Origin of the sequence: Pseudomonas sp. HMSC066A08, assembly GCF_001813025.1 — a bacterium.
GTDB lineage: Bacteria > Pseudomonadota > Gammaproteobacteria > Pseudomonadales > Pseudomonadaceae > Pseudomonas > Pseudomonas aeruginosa.
This window is the reverse complement of sequence record NZ_KV811299.1, coordinates 366,203-383,561: the sequence shown is the minus strand read 5'-3', so window position 1 is coordinate 383,561 and position 17,359 is coordinate 366,203. Positions and strand designations below refer to the sequence as shown.

The 17,359-nt window shown below is 64.4% G+C and carries 18 protein-coding genes; 4 read left to right on the top strand and 14 right to left on the bottom strand.

The window, feature by feature from the left end:
* Positions 1-193: 193 nt before the first annotated feature.
* Entirely contained in the window at positions 194-817 is a 624-nt protein-coding gene (gene rlmE / locus HMPREF2886_RS15550; RefSeq protein WP_003095202.1) for a 23S rRNA (uridine(2552)-2'-O)-methyltransferase RlmE, read from the bottom strand.
* Between the two features lie 94 nt (positions 818-911).
* Here rlmE and yhbY point away from each other — a divergent pair, with 94 nt between their 5' ends.
* Positions 912-1,226 (top strand): ribosome assembly RNA-binding protein YhbY, encoded by a 315-nt coding sequence (yhbY, locus tag HMPREF2886_RS15545; protein WP_033973746.1) that lies wholly within the window; start codon positions 912-914, stop codon positions 1,224-1,226.
* Positions 1,227-1,266: 40 nt separating this feature from the next.
* Here yhbY and HMPREF2886_RS15540 read toward each other — a convergent pair whose 3' ends face one another.
* The 9 genes from HMPREF2886_RS15540 to grpE all read right to left on the bottom strand — a co-directional run bounded on the left by HMPREF2886_RS15540 (position 1,267) and on the right by grpE (position 12,055).
* On the bottom strand, positions 1,267-1,674 hold the full coding sequence (locus HMPREF2886_RS15540; protein ID WP_033977168.1) for a hypothetical protein: 408 nt from the start codon (positions 1,672-1,674) through the stop codon (positions 1,267-1,269).
* Positions 1,675-1,684: 10 nt separating this feature from the next.
* Positions 1,685-2,161: a transcription elongation factor GreA gene (gene greA, locus HMPREF2886_RS15535; protein WP_003095206.1), complete on the bottom strand. Its 477-nt coding sequence runs from the start codon at positions 2,159-2,161 to the stop codon at positions 1,685-1,687.
* Positions 2,158-5,379 carry a carbamoyl-phosphate synthase large subunit gene (gene carB / locus HMPREF2886_RS15530; protein WP_033973743.1) on the bottom strand — a complete coding sequence of 1,074 codons (3,222 nt, stop codon included), beginning with the start codon at positions 5,377-5,379 and terminating at the stop codon, positions 2,158-2,160. The genes greA and carB overlap by 4 nt, the downstream gene beginning before the upstream one ends.
* Before the next feature lie 19 nt (positions 5,380-5,398).
* Positions 5,399-6,049 (bottom strand): leucine efflux protein LeuE, encoded by a 651-nt coding sequence (gene leuE / locus HMPREF2886_RS15525; RefSeq protein WP_033977167.1) that lies wholly within the window; start codon positions 6,047-6,049, stop codon positions 5,399-5,401.
* An 11-nt stretch (positions 6,050-6,060) separates the two neighbouring features.
* Positions 6,061-7,197: a glutamine-hydrolyzing carbamoyl-phosphate synthase small subunit gene (gene carA, locus HMPREF2886_RS15520; protein ID WP_003095209.1), complete on the bottom strand. Its 1,137-nt coding sequence runs from the start codon at positions 7,195-7,197 to the stop codon at positions 6,061-6,063.
* A gap of 182 nt (positions 7,198-7,379) precedes the next feature.
* Complete coding sequence (gene dapB, locus HMPREF2886_RS15515) at positions 7,380-8,186, bottom strand: 4-hydroxy-tetrahydrodipicolinate reductase (RefSeq protein ID WP_003095210.1); 807 nt, start codon at positions 8,184-8,186, stop codon at positions 7,380-7,382.
* A 56-nt stretch (positions 8,187-8,242) separates the two neighbouring features.
* The gene (gene dnaJ / locus HMPREF2886_RS15510) at positions 8,243-9,376 is read right to left on the bottom strand and encodes a molecular chaperone DnaJ (protein WP_003095211.1); all 1,134 of its coding nucleotides are present in this window, start codon (positions 9,374-9,376) and stop codon (positions 8,243-8,245) included.
* Between the two features lie 115 nt (positions 9,377-9,491).
* The gene (dnaK, locus tag HMPREF2886_RS15505) at positions 9,492-11,405 is read right to left on the bottom strand and encodes a molecular chaperone DnaK (protein ID WP_039027895.1); all 1,914 of its coding nucleotides are present in this window, start codon (positions 11,403-11,405) and stop codon (positions 9,492-9,494) included.
* Between the two features lie 89 nt (positions 11,406-11,494).
* Positions 11,495-12,055: a nucleotide exchange factor GrpE gene (gene grpE, locus HMPREF2886_RS15500; protein ID WP_003095213.1), complete on the bottom strand. Its 561-nt coding sequence runs from the start codon at positions 12,053-12,055 to the stop codon at positions 11,495-11,497.
* 167 nt (positions 12,056-12,222) lie between these two features.
* On the opposite strand from grpE, the gene recN reads away from it, so the two are divergent.
* The gene (gene recN, locus HMPREF2886_RS15495) at positions 12,223-13,899 is read left to right on the top strand and encodes a DNA repair protein RecN (RefSeq protein ID WP_033973741.1); all 1,677 of its coding nucleotides are present in this window, start codon (positions 12,223-12,225) and stop codon (positions 13,897-13,899) included.
* A 68-nt stretch (positions 13,900-13,967) separates the two neighbouring features.
* Here the strand turns inward: recN and fur are convergent, their stop codons facing one another.
* On the bottom strand, positions 13,968-14,372 hold the full coding sequence (gene fur / locus HMPREF2886_RS15490) for a ferric iron uptake transcriptional regulator (protein ID WP_003095216.1): 405 nt from the start codon (positions 14,370-14,372) through the stop codon (positions 13,968-13,970).
* A gap of 97 nt (positions 14,373-14,469) precedes the next feature.
* Between fur and HMPREF2886_RS15485 the strand changes: the two genes are divergently transcribed.
* A complete protein-coding gene (locus tag HMPREF2886_RS15485) occupies positions 14,470-15,000 on the top strand; it encodes an outer membrane protein assembly factor BamE (RefSeq protein ID WP_003109323.1) in 531 nt (176 codons plus the stop codon).
* Between the two features lie 67 nt (positions 15,001-15,067).
* Here the strand turns inward: HMPREF2886_RS15485 and HMPREF2886_RS15480 are convergent, their stop codons facing one another.
* Both HMPREF2886_RS15480 and HMPREF2886_RS15475 read right to left on the bottom strand, forming a co-directional pair.
* Positions 15,068-15,373 (bottom strand): RnfH family protein, encoded by a 306-nt coding sequence (locus HMPREF2886_RS15480; protein ID WP_003457175.1) that lies wholly within the window; start codon positions 15,371-15,373, stop codon positions 15,068-15,070.
* On the bottom strand, positions 15,366-15,800 hold the full coding sequence (locus tag HMPREF2886_RS15475) for a type II toxin-antitoxin system RatA family toxin (protein ID WP_033973740.1): 435 nt from the start codon (positions 15,798-15,800) through the stop codon (positions 15,366-15,368). Before HMPREF2886_RS15475 ends, HMPREF2886_RS15480 begins: the two co-directional genes overlap by 8 nt.
* 274 nt (positions 15,801-16,074) lie before the next feature.
* On the opposite strand from HMPREF2886_RS15475, the gene smpB reads away from it, so the two are divergent.
* Positions 16,075-16,554 (top strand): SsrA-binding protein SmpB, encoded by a 480-nt coding sequence (gene smpB, locus HMPREF2886_RS15470; RefSeq protein ID WP_003100496.1) that lies wholly within the window; start codon positions 16,075-16,077, stop codon positions 16,552-16,554.
* Between the two features lie 22 nt (positions 16,555-16,576).
* On the opposite strand, the gene HMPREF2886_RS15465 is transcribed toward smpB, so the two are convergent.
* Positions 16,577-17,350, bottom strand: coding sequence for an FCD domain-containing protein (locus HMPREF2886_RS15465; protein WP_023098137.1), 774 nt, complete (start codon positions 17,348-17,350; stop codon positions 16,577-16,579).
* Positions 17,351-17,359 lie beyond the last annotated feature (9 nt).

Genomic DNA, 17,359 nt, shown 5'->3' with positions numbered 1-17,359 from the left:
TCAATTGACTACCCTCTGAAGCCGGCTCCGTCCTGGAAACCGCTTCACACGACGGCCAGACTCCTTCCGGCCAAAAGTACTACACAAGCGCCCGCGCACGCAGGCGTTGTCTGTAACCCTTTATGAACCCTCGCCCGTCCCGGCACAACAGGTCATCGACCAATAGACAGGCTATAGGGTCAATCATTCCAGTCTATTCCCCGCGAAAGCCGCGTGCGAGCAGATACTGTTCCCGCGAACGATCACGCGACGACAGGGGCTTGCGCATCTGTACCTTGTCGAACATTTCCCGGGCCTGCTTGTGGTACTGGTCGAAACCTTCGCCCTGGAAGATCTTGATCAGGAAATCGCCGCCCGGCCGCAGCACACGGCCGGCCAGGTCCAGCGCCAGTTCGCAGAGATACATGGCGCGCGGCTGGTCGGCGGCCCGCACTCCACTCATATTGGGGGCCATATCGGAAATCACAAGGTCTACCGGATGATCGCCGATCGCCTCGAGGATTCGCGCGAACACCGCGTCCTCGGTGAAGTCGCCCTGGATGAAGGTGACGTCGGGGATGCTGTCCATCTCGAGGATGTCCGAAGCGATCAGCCGGCCGCGATCGCCGATCACCCGGCTGGTGACCTGCGACCACCCGCCCGGCGCGGCGCCCAGGTCGACCACGGTCATGCCCGGACGCAGGATGCGGTCCTTCTCCTGGATCTCCAGCAGCTTGTAGCTGGCGCGCGAGCGATAGCCATCGCGCTGGGCCATCTTCACGTAGGGATCGTCGAAATGTTCTTTCAGCCAACGCTGGCTGGTTTTGGAGCGGGCCACGGAATACCTCTTCGGGCACCCCCGGTCGGCGGGGGCAGCATCACTTGGACTAAAACTGGGGTAAAATAGACGACTTTTTCCCAGGGGTCTGATTATGGCGCTCACTCAAGAGCAGAAGAAACAGTTCAAATCTATCGGTCACCACCTGAAACCGGTATTGATCGTAGCCGAGAACGGCTTGACCGAAGGCGTTCTTGCCGAACTCGAGCGCGCACTCAACGATCACGAACTGATCAAGGTGAAACTGGCGCTGGCCGAGCGCGACGATCGCCGCGCCCTGCTCGACGAACTCTGCGCGCAGTCGCGCAGCGACCTGGTGCAAAGCATCGGGAAGATGGCGCTGGTCTACCGGAAGAACCCGAAGCCGAACAAGAGTCTCTCGAACATCAGCCGTTTCGCCGGCATCTGATGCCCCATCCAACCAAGGTCGGGAAACTTCCCGACCTTGTTCAGACGCCTTCCTCGTCCCGCCCCGGTACCGGCTGCAACACCAGCAGCAGGCCACACATCGCCACCGCCAGGTAGTTGAACAGCAGCCAGCGCACCGCCTCGGGCGCCAGCCCACGCACCAGGAAATACGCCAGGCAGAGCAGCGCGACGGCGAGCAACAACTGACCGCGAAGGTCTCGCCAGAGGCTACTCGGCCCCTGGCTCGAAACCAACACCAGCGCCTGCAGCACCGCACAGAATCCGGCGAAGCCGATCAGCAGCGGCGTCAACGCCGCGGCTACGGTTTCCACCAGCAGCGGCGCCAGTCCGGTCTTGGCCAACGCAGGCAGGACCACGAATTGCAGCAACCAGAGGCCGCCGACCCAGAACGTCTGGGCCAGCAGCCAACTGATCGCGCCTGCGCGCAACGGGGCGCGCTTAGATATGGCGAACCTCGACGATCTCGTACTCGACATCGCCGCCCGGGGTTCTCACCAGCACGGCATCGCCCTCGGTCTTGCCGATCAGCGCACGGGCGATCGGCGAATTCACCGAGATCTTGCCACCCTTGATATCCGCCTCGTCGTCGCCGACGATCTGGTAGGTCACGGTCTCGTCGGTCTCGACGTTGGCGATGTCGACGGTGGTGCCGAAGATCACCTTGCCGCTGTGGGGGATGGCGGTGACATCGATGACCTGGGCGTTGGACAGCTTGGCCTCGATGTCGCGGATACGCGCCTCGACCATGCCCTGCTGTTCGCGCGCCGCATGGTACTCGGCGTTTTCCTTGAGGTCGCCCAGTTCACGCGCTTCGGCGATGGCCTGGCTGATCTGCGGGCGCAGCACGCCCTTCAGGTGTTTCACTTCTTCTTCCAGGGCGCGCGCGCCCTGGACGGTCATGGGGAACTTGCTCATGCCTTGATTCCTGCGTGGAGATCCTGCAGACGCCGAACGGTCTTCTCGGGACCGAACTTGAGCGCCTCACAGATCGCCTGCCCACCCGCAATGGTGGTGGTGCAGCAGATCTTGTGCTGCAGGGCGTTTCGACGAATGGAGTAGGAGTCAGCGATGGACTGCCGGCCCTCGGTGGTGTTGATGATCAGGGTGACCTCGTCGTTCTTGATCATGTCCACCACGTGCGGGCGACCTTCGGTCACCTTGTTCACGCGACGCACCGGCAGGCCTGCGGCCTCGATGACACGCGCGGTACCGGCGGTGGCTACCACTTCGAAGCCCAGCGCGACCAGGTCGCCAGCCACCTGGGCGGCGAACGGCTTGTCGTCTTCGCGGACGCTGATGAAGGCGCAACCGGCGGTCGGGAGGATTTCGCTGGCCCCCAACTGAGCCTTGGCAAAGGCTTCGGCAAAGCTATCACCGACACCCATCACTTCACCAGTGGACTTCATTTCCGGGCCAAGGATCGGATCGACGCCTGGGAACTTGGCGAATGGGAACACCGCTTCCTTGACGCTGAAGAACGGCGGGATGATTTCCTGGGTGAAGCCGACCTCGGCCAGGGTCTTGCCGGCCATGACGCGGGCGGCGACCTTGGCCAGCGACTCGCCGACGCACTTGGAGACGAACGGCACGGTACGCGAGGCGCGCGGGTTGACCTCGATGACGAAGATATCCTCGCCCTGCACCGCCATCTGCACGTTCATCAGGCCGACCACGCCCAGCTCCAGGGCCATTTTCTTGACCTGCTCGCGGATCTCGTCCTGGATATGCTGCGGCAGCGAGTACGGCGGCAGCGAACAGGCGGAGTCGCCGGAGTGAACGCCAGCCTGTTCGATATGCTGCATGATCGCGCCGATCACCACGATCTCGCCGTCGCATACCGCGTCGATGTCGACTTCGATGGCGCAGTTGAGGAAGTGGTCGAGCAGCACCGGGCTGTCGTTGGAAACCTGCACCGCCTCGCGCATGTAGCGCTTGAGTTCTTCTTCCTGGTAGACGATTTCCATCGCCCGCCCACCCAGCACGTAGGAGGGACGTACCACCAGCGGATAACCGATGGCCTTGGACGCGGCCAGGGCTTCGTCTTCGCTGCGCGCGGTGGCGTTGGCCGGCTGGCGCAGGTTCAGGCGCTGGACCATCTGCTGGAAGCGCTCGCGGTCTTCGGCACGGTCGATGGCGTCCGGGCTGGTGCCGATGATCGGCACGCCGGCCTCTTCGAGGGCGCGGCAGAGCTTCAGCGGGGTCTGGCCGCCGTACTGGACGATCACGCCCTTGGGCTGCTCGACGCGGACGATCTCAAGGACGTCCTCGAGGGTCACCGGCTCGAAGTACAGGCGGTCGGAGGTGTCATAGTCGGTGGAAACGGTTTCCGGGTTGCAGTTGACCATGATGGTCTCGTAGCCGTCTTCGCGCATCGCCAGCGCCGCGTGCACGCAGCAGTAGTCGAACTCGATGCCCTGGCCGATGCGGTTCGGACCGCCACCGAGGATCATGATCTTCTCGCGGCTCGACGGGTTGGCCTCGCACTCTTCCTCGTAGGTCGAATACATGTAGGCGGTGTCGGTGGCGAACTCGGCGGCACAGGTATCGACGCGCTTGTAGACCGGCAGCACCTTCAGCTTGTGGCGATGGCTGCGCAGGTTCTTCTCGGTGACGCCTAGCAGCTTGGCCAGGCGCGCGTCGGAGAAGCCCTTGCGCTTGAGCTTGTACATCAGCTCGCGATCGATGGAGGACAGGCCGAGGGTCTTGACCTTCTCCTCGTCCTTGACCAGGTCCTCGATCTGCACCAGGAACCATTCGTCGATGCGGGTCAGCTCGAACACTTCCTCGACGCTCTTGCCGGCGCGGAAGGCGTCGGCGACGTACCAGACACGCTCGGCGCTGGGCACGATCAGCTCGCGCTTGAGGATGCTGTCGGCCTCCGGGTCGTTCAGGTCGAGCTTCGGATCGAAGCCGGTGGCGCCGACTTCCAGGCCACGCAAGGCTTTCTGCACCGACTCCTGGAAGGTCCGGCCGATGGCCATGACTTCGCCGACCGACTTCATCTGGGTGGTCAGGCGGGCATCGGCTTTCGGGAATTTCTCGAAGGCGAAGCGCGGGATCTTGGTCACCACGTAGTCGATGGCCGGCTCGAACGACGCCGGGGTGCGGCCGCCGGTGATGTCGTTCTGCAGTTCGTCGAGGGTGTAGCCGACCGCCAGCTTGGCGGCGATCTTGGCGATCGGGAAACCGGTGGCCTTGGAGGCCAGGGCCGAGGAGCGGGAAACCCGCGGGTTCATCTCGATCACCACCATGCGCCCGGTGTTCGGGCAGATGCCGAACTGCACGTTGGAACCGCCGGTTTCCACGCCGATCTCGCGCAATACCGCCAGCGAGGCGTTGCGCATGATCTGGTATTCCTTGTCGGTCAGGGTCTGCGCCGGCGCCACGGTGATCGAGTCACCGGTGTGCACGCCCATCGGGTCGAAGTTCTCGATGGAGCAGACGATGATGCAGTTGTCCTTCTTGTCGCGGACCACCTCCATCTCGTATTCCTTCCAGCCGATCAGCGACTCGTCGATCAGCAGCTCGTTGGTCGGCGACAGGTCGAGGCCACGGGCGCAGATCTCTTCGAACTCTTCACGGTTGTAGGCGATACCGCCGCCGGTGCCGCCCATGGTGAAAGACGGACGGATGATGCAGGGGAAGCCGACCTGCTCGAGCACGCCGTAGGCCTCCTCCATGCTGTGGGCGATGCCCGAGCGCGGACAGGCCAGGCCGATATCCTTCATCGCCTTGTCGAAGCGCGAACGGTCCTCGGCCTTGTCGATGGTGTCGGCATTGGCGCCGATCATCTCCACGCCGAACTTCTCCAGCACGCCGTGGCGCTCCAGGTCCAGGGCGCAGTTCAGCGCGGTCTGACCGCCCATGGTCGGCAGCAGCGCGTCGGGGCGTTCCTTCTCGATGATCTTGGCCACGGTGGCCCACTTGATCGGCTCGATGTAGGTCGCGTCGGCCATCGCCGGGTCGGTCATGATGGTCGCGGGGTTGGAGTTCACCAGGATGACGCGGTAGCCCTCCTCGCGCAGGGCCTTGCAGGCCTGGGCGCCGGAGTAGTCGAATTCGCAGGCCTGGCCAATCACGATGGGGCCGGCACCGAGGATCAGGATGCTCTTTATGTCTGTACGTTTTGGCATGGGACTCTCGTTGCAATAATCAGGACAGGGTTGCGGTGGCCAGCTTCACACCAAAGCCGACGAACAGGGCGCCGACGCCCGAAGTGGCGCCGGCAGCCAACCGTTGCCGCCGACGGAACCAGGCCGCCAGCCGCACACCGGTGAAAATCAGGAAGCTCAGGTAAAGGGCGCTGACCAGTTCCAGGATCACCGCCAGCACCAGGAACGACAGGCCCGGATAGGCATAGCCGGGATCGACGAACTGGATGAAGAAGGAGATGAAGAACAGGATCGCCTTGGGATTCGACAGGCTCAGCAGCAGCGCCTTGCGGAACGGCTGGTGGACATCCACCTGCTCGGCCTGCGCCGCCGTCGCCTCGGGACTGCGCAGCTTGCGCCAGGCGCCCCGCAGCATGCCGACGCCGAGATAGAACAGGTAGGCCGCACCGAGGTACTTCAGGCCGATGAACAGCATCGGCTCGGCCTTCAGCAGGGACGCCACGCCAAGGGCCGACAGCAGCATCAGCACCGCGTCGCCGAGGAACACGCCGCAGGCGGCCCGGTAGCCGGTCGCCACGCCACGCTGGGCCGAAGTCGCGAGGACGAACAGCGAGTTCGGTCCGGGCAACAGGATCACGAAAACCACACCCAGCACGTAGGTCCAGAAATCGGTTATCCCCAGGGTCGGCATGGCTCTGCTCCTCAGCGACGCTCGGCCATCGCCGAGATGAAGCGGTCGAACAGCGGGGCGACGTCATGCGGGCCGGGGCTCGCCTCGGGGTGGCCCTGGAAGCTGAAAGCGACCTTGTCGGTGCGCTCGATACCCTGCAGGGTACCGTCGAACAGCGACTTGTGAGTGGCTCGCAGGTTGTCCGGCAGGGTGCTCTCGTCGACCGCGAAACCGTGGTTCTGGCTGGTAATCATCACCACGCCACTGTCCAGGTCCTGCACCGGGTGGTTGGCGCCGTGGTGGCCGTGGCCCATCTTCAGGGTCTTGGCGCCAGAGGCAAGGGCCAGCAACTGATGACCGAGGCAGATGCCGAACACCGGGATCTCGGTATCGAGGAATTCGCGGATCGCCTGGATCGCGTAGTCGCACGGTTCGGGGTCGCCGGGGCCGTTGGAAAGGAAGATGCCGTCCGGGTTCAGCGCCAGCACTTCGCTGGCCGGCGTTTGCGCCGGCACCACGGTCAGGCGGCAGCCACGCGCCACCAGCATGCGCAGGATGTTCAGCTTGACGCCATAGTCGTAGGCCACCACGTGATACGGCAATTCACCGGCCGGGATCTCCGGGTGACTGTCGCTTTCCAGGTTCCAGACGCTGGAGCGCCACTCGTAGCGCTCGGCGGTGGTCACCTCCTTGGCCAGGTCCATGCCCTTCAGGCCGGGGAAGGCGCGAGCCAGCTCCAGCGCACGTTCCTCGGTAGCGTCGGCACCGGCCAGGATGCAGCCGTTCTGCGAACCCTTCTCGCGGAGGATGCGGGTCAGGCGACGGGTATCGATGCCGGCGATGGCGACGGTGCCGTTGGCTTTCAGGTAGTCAGGCAGCGACTGCTTGCTGCGCCAGTTGCTGGCGATCAGCGGCAGGTCGCGGATGATCAGGCCGGCGGCCCAGACGCGGTTGGCCTCGGCGTCTTCCGGGGTGGTACCGGTATTGCCGATGTGCGGGTAGGTCAGGGTGACGATCTGCTGGGCGTAGGAAGGATCGGTGAGGATTTCCTGGTAGCCGGTCATGGCGGTGTTGAACACCACCTCGCCAACGGTCTGACCGTCGGCACCGATGGCTTCACCGCGAAAAATGCTGCCGTCGGCAAGTGCAAGTATGGCTGGCTTAGTCAAGAAGACCTCCCGTAAATCAAGCCTGACTGGTCGCGCAGGTGTAAAAAAGCGGGATGACACCGTGAAGAGTCATCCCGCTTTTTTTCGATTCATGCTGCGCTGCTTTTAGTGGACACACTAAAGCTGTAGTTTACAGAATCGCGACATTCCGGTCCACCAATAAGACGACGTGCGGCAGCGTCTCAGCGTAGACCGAGCACATCCTGCATGTCGTACAGGCCGTTCTCCTTGCCCTCCAGCCACAGCGCCGCACGCACCGCGCCACGGGCGAAGGTCATGCGGCTGGAAGCCTTGTGGGTGATCTCCACGCGCTCGCCCTCGGCGGCGAACAGCACGGTGTGATCGCCCACCACGTCGCCGGCGCGCACGGTGGCGAAGCCGATGGTTTCCCGCGCCCGCGCGCCGGTCTGCCCCTCGCGTCCGTAGACCGCCACTTCCTGGAGGTCCCGGCCGAGCGCCTGGGCCACCACCTCGCCCATGCGCAAGGCGGTGCCGGACGGCGCATCGACCTTGTGCCGGTGATGGGCCTCGATGATCTCGATATCCACTTCATCGCCCAGCACCCGTGCCGCGGTATCCAGAAGCTTCAGACAAAGGTTCACGCCGACGCTGAAGTTGGCAGCGAAGACGATCGGGATATCCTTCGCCGCTTCGGCCAGCAGCAGCTTCTCGTCGGCGCTGAAGCCGGTGGTGCCGATGACCATCGCGCGGCGCGCCTTGCGGCACTGCTCGATGTTCTTCAGGGTTACGGAGGGATGGGTGAAGTCGATCAGGACGTCGAACTCCTCGCAGACCTTGCCCAGATCCCCGGACAGCGGCACGCCGATCCGGCCGAGACCGGCCAGCTCGCCGGCGTCCGCCCCCACCAGGGTGCTATCCGGACGATCCACCGCCGCCGTCAGTCCGGCGGCACCACCGGTCTGCTGAACGGCCTCGATCAGGTTCTTGCCCATGCGCCCGGCGGCGCCCACTACGGCTATACGTCGCATAAAACCACTCCACGCGGAACCCGGACGCGGCTGTCAGGCCGCGCCCATGGCTTTGTTTATAGGTCGTCGAAGAAACGCTTCATGCCTTCGAACCAGCCACTGGCCTTGGGCGAATGCGAGGTGTCGCTCTGCAACGACTTGCGGAACTCCTCGAGCAGCTCGCGCTGGCGCTTGTCCAGGTTCACCGGGGTTTCCACCACCACCTTGCACATCAGGTCGCCGGCGCCGCCGCCGCGCACCGGGGCCACGCCCTTGCCGCGCAGGCGGAACAGCTTGCCGGTCTGGGTGCTTTCCGGAATCTTCAGCTTGACCCGGCCATCCAGGGTCGGCACTTCCAGCTCGCCGCCCAGCGCAGCGTCGGCGAAACTGATCGGCACTTCGCAGTACAGATGCTTGCCGTCGCGCTGGAAGATCGGGTGCTCGCGCACATTGACCACCACGTACAGGTCGCCCGCCGGACCACCCATGCTGCCGGCCTCGCCTTCGCCGGTGAGACGGATGCGGTCGCCGGTGTCGACGCCGGCCGGCACCTTCACCGACAGGGTCTTCTGCTCTTCCACGCGCCCCTGGCCATGGCAGGAGCCACAGGGATCGGAAATCATCTTGCCGGTGCCGTGGCAACGCGGGCAGGTCTGCTGGACCGAGAAGAAGCCCTGCTGCATGCGCACCTGGCCGATACCGCCGCAGGTGGTACAGGTGACCGGTGTGGTGCCGGGCTTGGCGCCGCTGCCGTTGCAGGTCTTGCAACCAACCAGGGTCGGCACGCGGATGGTGACGGTGGTGCCGCGTACCGCCTCTTCCAGGTCGAGGTCCAGGGTGTAGCGCAGGTCCGCGCCGCGCTGCGCACCGCCGCGCGATCCACCGCGGGCACCGCCGCCACCGAAGAAATCGCTGAACACATCGCCGAAGATGTCGGAGAAGCTCGCCCCGCCGAAACCGGCGCCAGCCCCCCCACCCATGTTCGGATCGACGCCGGCATGGCCGTACTGGTCGTAGGCCGCCCGCTTGCTGGCATCGGAGAGGACCTCGTAGGCCTCGTTGGCCTCCTTGAACTTGTCCTCGGCTTCCTTGTCGCCAGGATTGCGGTCCGGGTGGTATTTCATCGCCAGGCGACGGTAGGCCTTCTTCAGGTCCGCCTCGCTGGCGCCACGCTCAACCCCCAGAACCTCGTAAAAGTCTCGTTTCGCCATAACCTTTCCGTCTCAATTAAGGACCCTCCAGACACGCCAACGCGGGAGCAGGCTCCCGCGTGGCGGATCATGCGTACCGGCCTGGCCGGCACGCGGGGCAGAAGCAAGCCGGGGCTTACTTGTTGTCCTTGACCTCTTCGAACTCGGCGTCCACCACGTCGTCAGCGGCTTTCGCCTGCTCGCCCTGGGGAGCGTCTTCGCCCTGCTGGGCCTGTTCGGCGTACATCTTCTGCGCCAGCGGGGTGGAAGCCTGGGACAGAGCGTTCATCTTGGCCTCGATCTCGGCCTTGTCGTCGCCCTTCACCGCCGCTTCCAGCTCGCCCAGCGCCTTCTCGATGGTCGCCTTGTCCTCGGCGGAGGCCTTGTCGCCCGCCTCGGTGATCATCTTGCGGGTGGCGTGGACCAGCGCGTCGCCCTGGTTGCGAGCGGCAGCCAGTTCCTCGAACTTGCGGTCCTCCTCGGCGTTCGCCTCGGCATCGCGGACCATCTGCTGGATCTCATCCTCGGACAGGCCGGAGGATGCCTTGATCACGATGGACTGCTGCTTGCCGGTGGCCTTGTCCTTCGCCGAGACGTGCAGGATGCCGTTGGCATCGATATCGAAGGTCACCTCGATCTGCGGCACGCCGCGCGGAGCCGGCGGAATGTCGGCCAGGTCGAACTTGCCCAGCGACTTGTTCTGCGCGGCCTGCTTGCGCTCGCCCTGCAGCACGTGGATGGTCACCGCGCCCTGGTTGTCGTCGGCAGTGGAGAACACCTGCGACTTCTTGGTAGGGATGGTGGTGTTCTTCTCGATCAGACCGGTCATCACGCCGCCCAGGGTCTCGATGCCGAGGGTCAGCGGGGTCACGTCGAGCAGCAGCACGTCCTTCACGTCGCCGGCCAGGACCGCGCCCTGGATGGCGGCACCGACAGCCACGGCTTCGTCCGGGTTGACGTCCTTGCGCGCTTCCTTGCCGAAGAACTCGGCAACGGTCTTCTGTACCAGCGGCATGCGGGTCTGGCCGCCGACCAGGATCACTTCATGGATATCGGAGACATCCAGCCCGGCATCCTTCAGCGCGGTGCGGCACGGCTCGATGGTGCGCTGCACCAGGTCTTCGACCAGGGACTCCAGCTTGGCGCGGGAAACCTTGACGTTCAGGTGCTTCGGACCGCTGGCGTCGGCAGTCACGTAGGGCAGGTTGACGTCGGTCTGCTGGGTCGAGGACAGCTCGATCTTGGCTTTCTCGGCCGCTTCCTTCAGACGCTGCATGGCCAGCGGGTCGCCCTTCAGGTTGATGCCGCTTTCCTTCTTGAACTCGTCGACGAGGTAGTCGATCAGGCGGATATCGAAGTCTTCGCCGCCGAGGAAGGTGTCGCCGTTGGTGGCCAGCACTTCGAACTGGTGCTCGCCGTCGACTTCGGCGATCTCGATCACCGACACGTCGAAGGTACCGCCGCCCAGGTCATAGACGATCACGGTGTGGTCGCCCTTGGCCTTGTCCAGGCCGTAGGCCAGCGCCGCCGCGGTCGGCTCGTTGATGATCCGCTTGACGTCGAGGCCGGCGATGCGGCCGGCGTCCTTGGTGGCCTGGCGCTGGCTGTCGTTGAAGTAGGCCGGAACGGTGATCACCGCTTCGGTGACCGGCTCGCCGAGGTAGTCTTCGGCGGTCTTCTTCATTTTCTTCAGCACTTCGGCGGAAATCTGCGGGGGCGCCATCTTCTGGCCCTTCACTTCCACCCAGGCGTCGCCGTTGTCGGCCTTGACGATGCTGTACGGCACCATCTGGATGTCTTTCTGTACCACGTTCTCTTCGAAGCGACGGCCGATCAGGCGCTTCACCGCATACAGGGTGTTCTGCGGGTTGGTGACCGCCTGGCGCTTGGCCGGCTGGCCCACCAGGGTTTCGCCATCGTTGGTGTAGGCGATGATCGAGGGGGTGGTACGCGCGCCCTCGGCGTTCTCGATGACCTTGACGTTACCGTTCTCCAGGATAGCCACGCAGGAGTTGGTGGTACCCAGGTCGATGCCAATGATTTTGCCCATATTCACTCTCCAGAAACTTTGATTCCGTGCGACCCGCCCGTGGGTCTCGTGCTCGGTTGACTACCCAGATGGGGTCGTCGCGTCGAATTTCAAGCCTGCTCGTCGATCGAAGGCGGGGTTTCCGCCGGCGCCTTGCTGACCACCACCATCGCCGGACGCAGCAGGCGGCCGTTGAGCAGGTAGCCTTTCTGGAACACCTTGAGGACACTGCCCGGCTCGGCCGAAGCGCTTTCCTGCATGGCCATCGCCTGGTGCTGCTCGGGGTTGAAAGGCTCGCCTTCCGGGTTCAGCGCCTCCACCTGGTAGCGGCGCAGGGTGTCGTCGAACATCTTCAGGGTCAGTTCCATCCCTTCGCGCATCGGCTTGATCGCCTCGTCGTTGGGATCGGACATCTCCAGGCCGCGCTCGAGGGTGTCGACCACCGCCAGCAGATCGCCGGCAAATTTCTCCAGCGCGAACTTGTGCGCCTTCTCGACATCCTGCTCCGCACGCCGGCGTACGTTCTGCAGATCCGCGACCATGCGCAGCGCCTGGTCCTGGGCGGCAGCCAGTTGCTCCTCCAGTTCCTGCACGCGGGCGGTCAGGTCCTCGGCGGCGCCGGTGGGCTGCTCGGGGGTCTGTTGATCCAGGGTCTGCTGTTCGTCAGCCATGCCACTCTCCTTCAAAAATAAGCTGGCAAATACAAGGCGAACGCATAAGTTCGCAACGTTGCCGGCTATATGGGGACGGCTTTCCACGGTTCAAGGGGCGAGCGGCAATTGCCAGCCGGAAAAAATACTGTATAAATAACCAGACAAAACCCACGGAGCCGCCCGCCATGCTGGTTCACCTGTCCGTTCACAACTACGCCATCGTCGAGCACCTGGATCTCGAACTCGCTACCGGCATGAGCGTGATCACCGGCGAAACCGGCGCGGGCAAATCGATCATGCTCGACGCCCTCGGCCTTACCCTCGGCGACCGCGCCGACAGCGGCGCGGTACGTCCCGGAGCGGACAAGGCCGACATTCTCGCCAGCTTCGACGTCAGCGCCATCGCCGAAGCCCGCGACTGGCTCGCCGAGCGCGACCTGGAACAGGACGGTCCGTGCATCCTGCGCCGGGTGATCACTGCCGAAGGTCGCTCGCGCGCCTACATCAACGGCACGCCCTGCCCGCTGGGCGACCTGAAGAGCCTGGGCGAACTGCTGATCGACATCCATAGCCAGCACGAGCACCAGTCGCTACTGAAGAGCGAGACCCACCGACGCCTGCTCGACGAGTACGCCGGCTGCCAGGAGCTGGCGCGCCAGGTGCAGCTCGCCGCGCAACGCTGGAAGCAGACCAGCCAGGAGCTCGAACGCCTGTCGCGTAGCGGCGACGAGCAACGCGCCCGCCACCAGTTGCTCAGCTACCAGTTGGAAGAACTGGAAAACCTGTCCCTCGGCGAAAACGAACTGGAAAGCCTGGAGCAGGAGCAGAAGACCCTGAGCAACGCCGAAAGCCTGCTCGCCGCCTGCCGCCAAGTCGTGGAAATGTGCAGCGAGAGCGATGCCGGCAACGTCCTTTCCGCGCTCAATGCCAGCCTCAACCGCCTGACCTCGTTCAGCAGCCAGCCCGCCGCCCTCGGCGAAGCGGTCAACCTGTTGTCCAGCGCGCAGATCCAGGTCGAGGAGGCGATCGGCGAACTGAACCGCTTCGTCGACCACTTCGATGCCGATCCCAATCGCCAGCAGCAGGTCGAGGAACGCCTGGACGTCATTTATTCCCTGGCGCGCAAGCACCGGGTCCAGCCCGCCGAACTGGCCGACCTGCAGCAGCGTCTGTTCGACGAACTGGAGGCGCTGAACGCCGACGACGAAGCGGTTGGACGCCTGGGCGACGAGCTGGCCGCCTACGCCCGGCATTACCAGGAAAAAGCCGACGAACTGAGCCGCCTGCGCCAGGCCGCGGCCGCACCTCTTGCCGCCAGCGTGGAGCAGGAAATGCAGCGCCTGGGCATGCCCGGGGGGCGCTTCGCCATCGTCCTGCATCCCGGCGACAGCGTAGAGCCGCAGGCCAACGGACTGGAAAGCGTGGAGTTCCTGGTCAGCGCCAACCCCGGGCAGCCGTTGAAAGGGCTGGCCAAGGTCGCCTCGGGCGGCGAACTGTCGCGGATCAGCCTGGCGATCCAGGTGATCACGGCACAGACCTCGCGCATCCCCACCCTGGTCTTCGACGAAGTCGACGTCGGCATCGGCGGCCCCACCGCCGAAGTGGTCGGACAGTTGCTGCGTCGCCTCGGCGAACGCGGCCAGGTCCTCACCGTGACCCACTTGCCGCAGGTCGCCGCCCAGGGCCACCAGCACCTGTTCGTGCACAAGGAACGCGGCAGCAGCGAAACCCGTACGGCGGTCGCCACCCTGAACAAGGCCCAGCGGATCGAGGAGATCGCCCGCATGCTCGGCGGCGTCGACCTGACCAAGGAATCCCTGGCCCACGCGAAGAAACTGGTCAACCTGGCCACCCAGAACTGAACGTTCCTTCAATGGAAAATGAAAACGGCGACCCCAGGGTCGCCGTTTCGCATGGTACCGTTGCGCGACTACTTCTTCTTGCGCACGTAGAGCACCAGATTGTGATCGACCAGCTCGAAGCCGCGCTCGCGAACGATTTCCTTCTGGCGCTTCTCGATTTCCGCGTCCATGAACTCGATCACCTCGCCGGTATCGACGCAGACCATGTGGTCGTGGTGGCCGCTATCGGCGAGCTCGAACACGGCATGGCCGCCATCGAAGTTGTGACGCACCACCAGGCCGGCGGCCTCGAACTGGGTCAGCACCCGATAGACGGTTGCCAGGCCCACGTCCTCGCCTGCTTCCATCAGCGCCTTGTACACGTCTTCGGCGCTCATGTGGCGTTGCTCGGCCGAGTCGAGCATCTGCAGGATCTTGACCCGCGGCAGGGTCACTTTAAGGCCGGCTTTTCGAAGTTCGCTATTTTCAACCATGTCTGCTTTCTCAGCGCGGGATGTTTCGCAGTATCCCGGAATACGGGTATGATCGGGCTTTTATTTGCCCAGCCAAGATAGTGGAAGTCGCTCACCGATGCAAAACGCCAAGCTCATGCTGACCTGTCTCGCTTTCGCGGGGCTTGCCGCACTCGCCGGTTGCTCGTTTCCTGGCGTCTATAAAATCGACATCCAGCAAGGCAACGTCGTAACGCAGGACATGATAGACCAGTTGCGTCCCGGAATGACCCGACGCCAAGTGCGGTTTATCATGGGCAACCCGCTGATCGTCGATACCTTCCACGCCAATCGTTGGGACTACCTCTACAGCATCCAGCCGGGCGGCGGTCGTCGCCAGCAGGAGCGCGTCAGCCTGTTCTTCAACGACAGCGACCAGTTGGCTGGCCTGAACGGCGACTTCATGCCCGGCGTCAGCCGCGACGAAGCGATCCTTGGCAAGGAGGGCAGCACCACCGTCACCCAGCCGGCCGACCAGCAGAAACCGGAAGAGCAGAAGGAAGAGCCGCCGAAACCGGGCTCCACCCTGGAACAGCTCCAGCGCGAAGTGGACGAAGCCCAGCCGGTACCGGTCCCGACTCCCGAACCTTTGGACCCCAGCCCGCAATGACGGCTGGCGTTCCACTAAAAAGCCCGGCATTCGCCGGGCTTTTTCATTTCCGCAGGAAACCTCGCGGCTAACCGCCTTCGCGCTCGCTCCGGGCCCGCGCGGCACGCTGCTTGCGCACCTCCTTGGGATCGGCGATCAGCGGGCGGTAGATCTCCACCCGCTCGCCGGCCTCCAGCATCCGCTCCTCCGGGCGTGCCAGGAGCTTGCCGAAGATACCCAGCGGACAACCTTGCACATCCAGCCCTGGAAAGGCCTCGGCGATGCCGGAGAGCAGCACGGCCTCGCGTGCGCTGGTACCTGCCGGCACGCTCAGGCGCAGTAACGCCTGTCGCTCCGGCAGCGCGTAGACCACCTCGACGGCGATCTCAGCCATAGAGTTGCTTGGCGCGCTGGCAGAACGCGTCGACCATGGTGTTGGCGGCCTGGGTGAACAGCGGCCCGAGGGTTGCCTTGACCAGCGGCCCGGCGTAATCGAAGGTCAGGTCGAGAGTGATCTTGCAGGCCTTCTCGCCCAGCGCCTTGAACTGCCAGACGCCATGCAGTTCGGTGAACGGTCCGTTTTCCAGGTTCATCTCGATGGAGGATCCCGGCACCAGCACGTTGCGGGTGGTGAAGCGCTGGCTGAGGCTACCCTTGGCCACGGTCAGCTCGGCGCGCATCAGGCTTTCGCTCTCCTCCAGGACCTGGCTGGCCGAACACCAGGGCAGGAACTCCGGATAGCGCTTCACGTCGTTCACCAGATCGAACAGCGCGCGGGCGGGATAAGGCAACAGCGCCGAACGCTGGATATGGGTGCTCATAGAACTCTCACTTCTGCTGTCGAGCGGGCGACTCCCCAAGCATAGCCGGCGGGACGGCGGCATCCGCCACGGCGGCGCGCTGCGCCCGTCGACCGGGGCCAGGGTTCGGCAGAAAAACGCTCAGCGCAGCCTGACGCTACTTGAAGACTTTTCTTACAAAACCTTGGCCAGCGGCCAGGAAAAGAGTGGGCATTGTCCGAAATTCACATCTATCCCTCAAGCGCGACGCCGCCCCATGGCGGTGAAGCCGGCGACTCCCTATAATGCGCCGCCTATGGCTAAGCAGAAGAAACACCCTTCGGGGACCATCGCGCAGAACAAGAAGGCTCTGCACGACTATTTCATCGAACAACGCTTCGAGGCGGGCGTCGCCCTGGCGGGCTGGGAAGTGAAAAGCCTGCGCGCCGGCAAGGCCCAACTGGTCGACAGCTATGTGCTGCTCAAGGATGGCGAGGCCTGGCTGCTCGGCAGCCACATCACGCCCCTGACCACCGCCAGCACGCACGTGATCGCCGACCCGGTGCGCACACGCAAGCTGCTGCTGCACAAGCGCGAACTGGGCAAGCTGTTCGGTGCCGTGCAACAGAAAGGCTACGCCTGCGTCGCCCTGTCGATGTACTGGAAGAAGCACCTGGTCAAGTGCGAGATCGCCCTGGCCAAGGGCAAGAAGGACTTCGACAAGCGCCACACCGAGAAGGAGCGCGACTCCGATCGGGAGATCCAGCGCGCCATGCGCCACGGCAAGGACGACTGAGCGCGTCCCTGCCTGCGCCTCGCTAGTCTTCCTGCACGCTGCGTCGGCGCTGCGAGCGCTTCATCCTGCGCGCCTCTTCCTGGACCTCCGCCAGGACCTCCTGCACATAGTGGATGTGCTGGTTGGACACCTCCCGGGCCAGCTCCGCCTGACCGCTGATGATCGCGTCGTATAGGCGCTGGTGCTGCTCCATCAACTGCGCGCGAGTTTCCGTGCGCTGCGCGTACATCCCGCCGATATTGGTCACCACGTTGCGCCGCAGCAAGTCGAACAGGCCCTTGATGGTGTGCAGCAGCACGGTGTTATGGCTGGCCTCGGCGATCGCCAGGTGGAAGCGCGCGTCGGCGGCGCCCTCTTCCGCGCTGACCTGGTCGTTGCGCGCATAGCAGGCCTGGAGCGCCTCGAAGGCCTCGGTCAGGCGCTGGTGATCGAGGGAGGTCGCACGCAGCGCCGCGTAGTAGGCACAGGCCCCTTCCAGCGTGTGGCGAAACTCCAGCAGGTCGCGCTGGGCCTCCGGGTTACCCTCCAGCAGGTGCAGCAGCGGATCGCTGAAAGTCGCGCCCAGCGATTCGGTCACATAGTTGCCGCCACCCTGGCGGCTGACCAGCAGCCCCTTCGCCACCAGCTTCTGGATCGCCTCGCGCAGCGACGGCCGGGAAACCCCGAACTGCTCGGCAAGCACGCGCTCGGCGGGCAGCCGCTCGCCGGACTTCAGCGTGCCCTCCAGGATCATCGCCTCCAGTTGCGCAACGATGTCATCCGACAGACGGCGCTGCCTGACCTGACCAAATTCCATATCCCGACA

What these genes read in the sequence shown, in the direction of transcription:
- yhbY (WP_033973746.1), top strand. Translation starts at nt 912, where the DNA reads ATGGCGCTCACTCAAGAGCAGAAGAAACAGTTCAAATCTATCGGTCAC.
- greA (WP_003095206.1), bottom strand. Translation starts at nt 2,161, where the DNA reads ATGAGCAAGTTCCCCATGACCGTCCAGGGCGCGCGCGCCCTGGAAGAA.
- carB (WP_033973743.1), bottom strand. Translation starts at nt 5,379, where the DNA reads ATGCCAAAACGTACAGACATAAAGAGCATCCTGATCCTCGGTGCCGGC.
- leuE (WP_033977167.1), bottom strand. Translation starts at nt 6,049, where the DNA reads ATGCCGACCCTGGGGATAACCGATTTCTGGACCTACGTGCTGGGTGTG.
- dapB (WP_003095210.1), bottom strand. Translation starts at nt 8,186, where the DNA reads ATGCGACGTATAGCCGTAGTGGGCGCCGCCGGGCGCATGGGCAAGAAC.
- dnaJ (WP_003095211.1), bottom strand. Translation starts at nt 9,376, where the DNA reads ATGGCGAAACGAGACTTTTACGAGGTTCTGGGGGTTGAGCGTGGCGCC.
- dnaK (WP_039027895.1), bottom strand. Translation starts at nt 11,405, where the DNA reads ATGGGCAAAATCATTGGCATCGACCTGGGTACCACCAACTCCTGCGTG.
- grpE (WP_003095213.1), bottom strand. Translation starts at nt 12,055, where the DNA reads ATGGCTGACGAACAGCAGACCCTGGATCAACAGACCCCCGAGCAGCCC.
- recN (WP_033973741.1), top strand. Translation starts at nt 12,223, where the DNA reads ATGCTGGTTCACCTGTCCGTTCACAACTACGCCATCGTCGAGCACCTG.
- fur (WP_003095216.1), bottom strand. Translation starts at nt 14,372, where the DNA reads ATGGTTGAAAATAGCGAACTTCGAAAAGCCGGCCTTAAAGTGACCCTG.
- HMPREF2886_RS15485 (WP_003109323.1), top strand. Translation starts at nt 14,470, where the DNA reads ATGCAAAACGCCAAGCTCATGCTGACCTGTCTCGCTTTCGCGGGGCTT.
- HMPREF2886_RS15480 (WP_003457175.1), bottom strand. Translation starts at nt 15,373, where the DNA reads ATGGCTGAGATCGCCGTCGAGGTGGTCTACGCGCTGCCGGAGCGACAG.
- HMPREF2886_RS15475 (WP_033973740.1), bottom strand. Translation starts at nt 15,800, where the DNA reads ATGAGCACCCATATCCAGCGTTCGGCGCTGTTGCCTTATCCCGCCCGC.
- smpB (WP_003100496.1), top strand. Translation starts at nt 16,075, where the DNA reads ATGGCTAAGCAGAAGAAACACCCTTCGGGGACCATCGCGCAGAACAAG.
- HMPREF2886_RS15465 (WP_023098137.1), bottom strand. Translation starts at nt 17,350, where the DNA reads ATGGAATTTGGTCAGGTCAGGCAGCGCCGTCTGTCGGATGACATCGTT.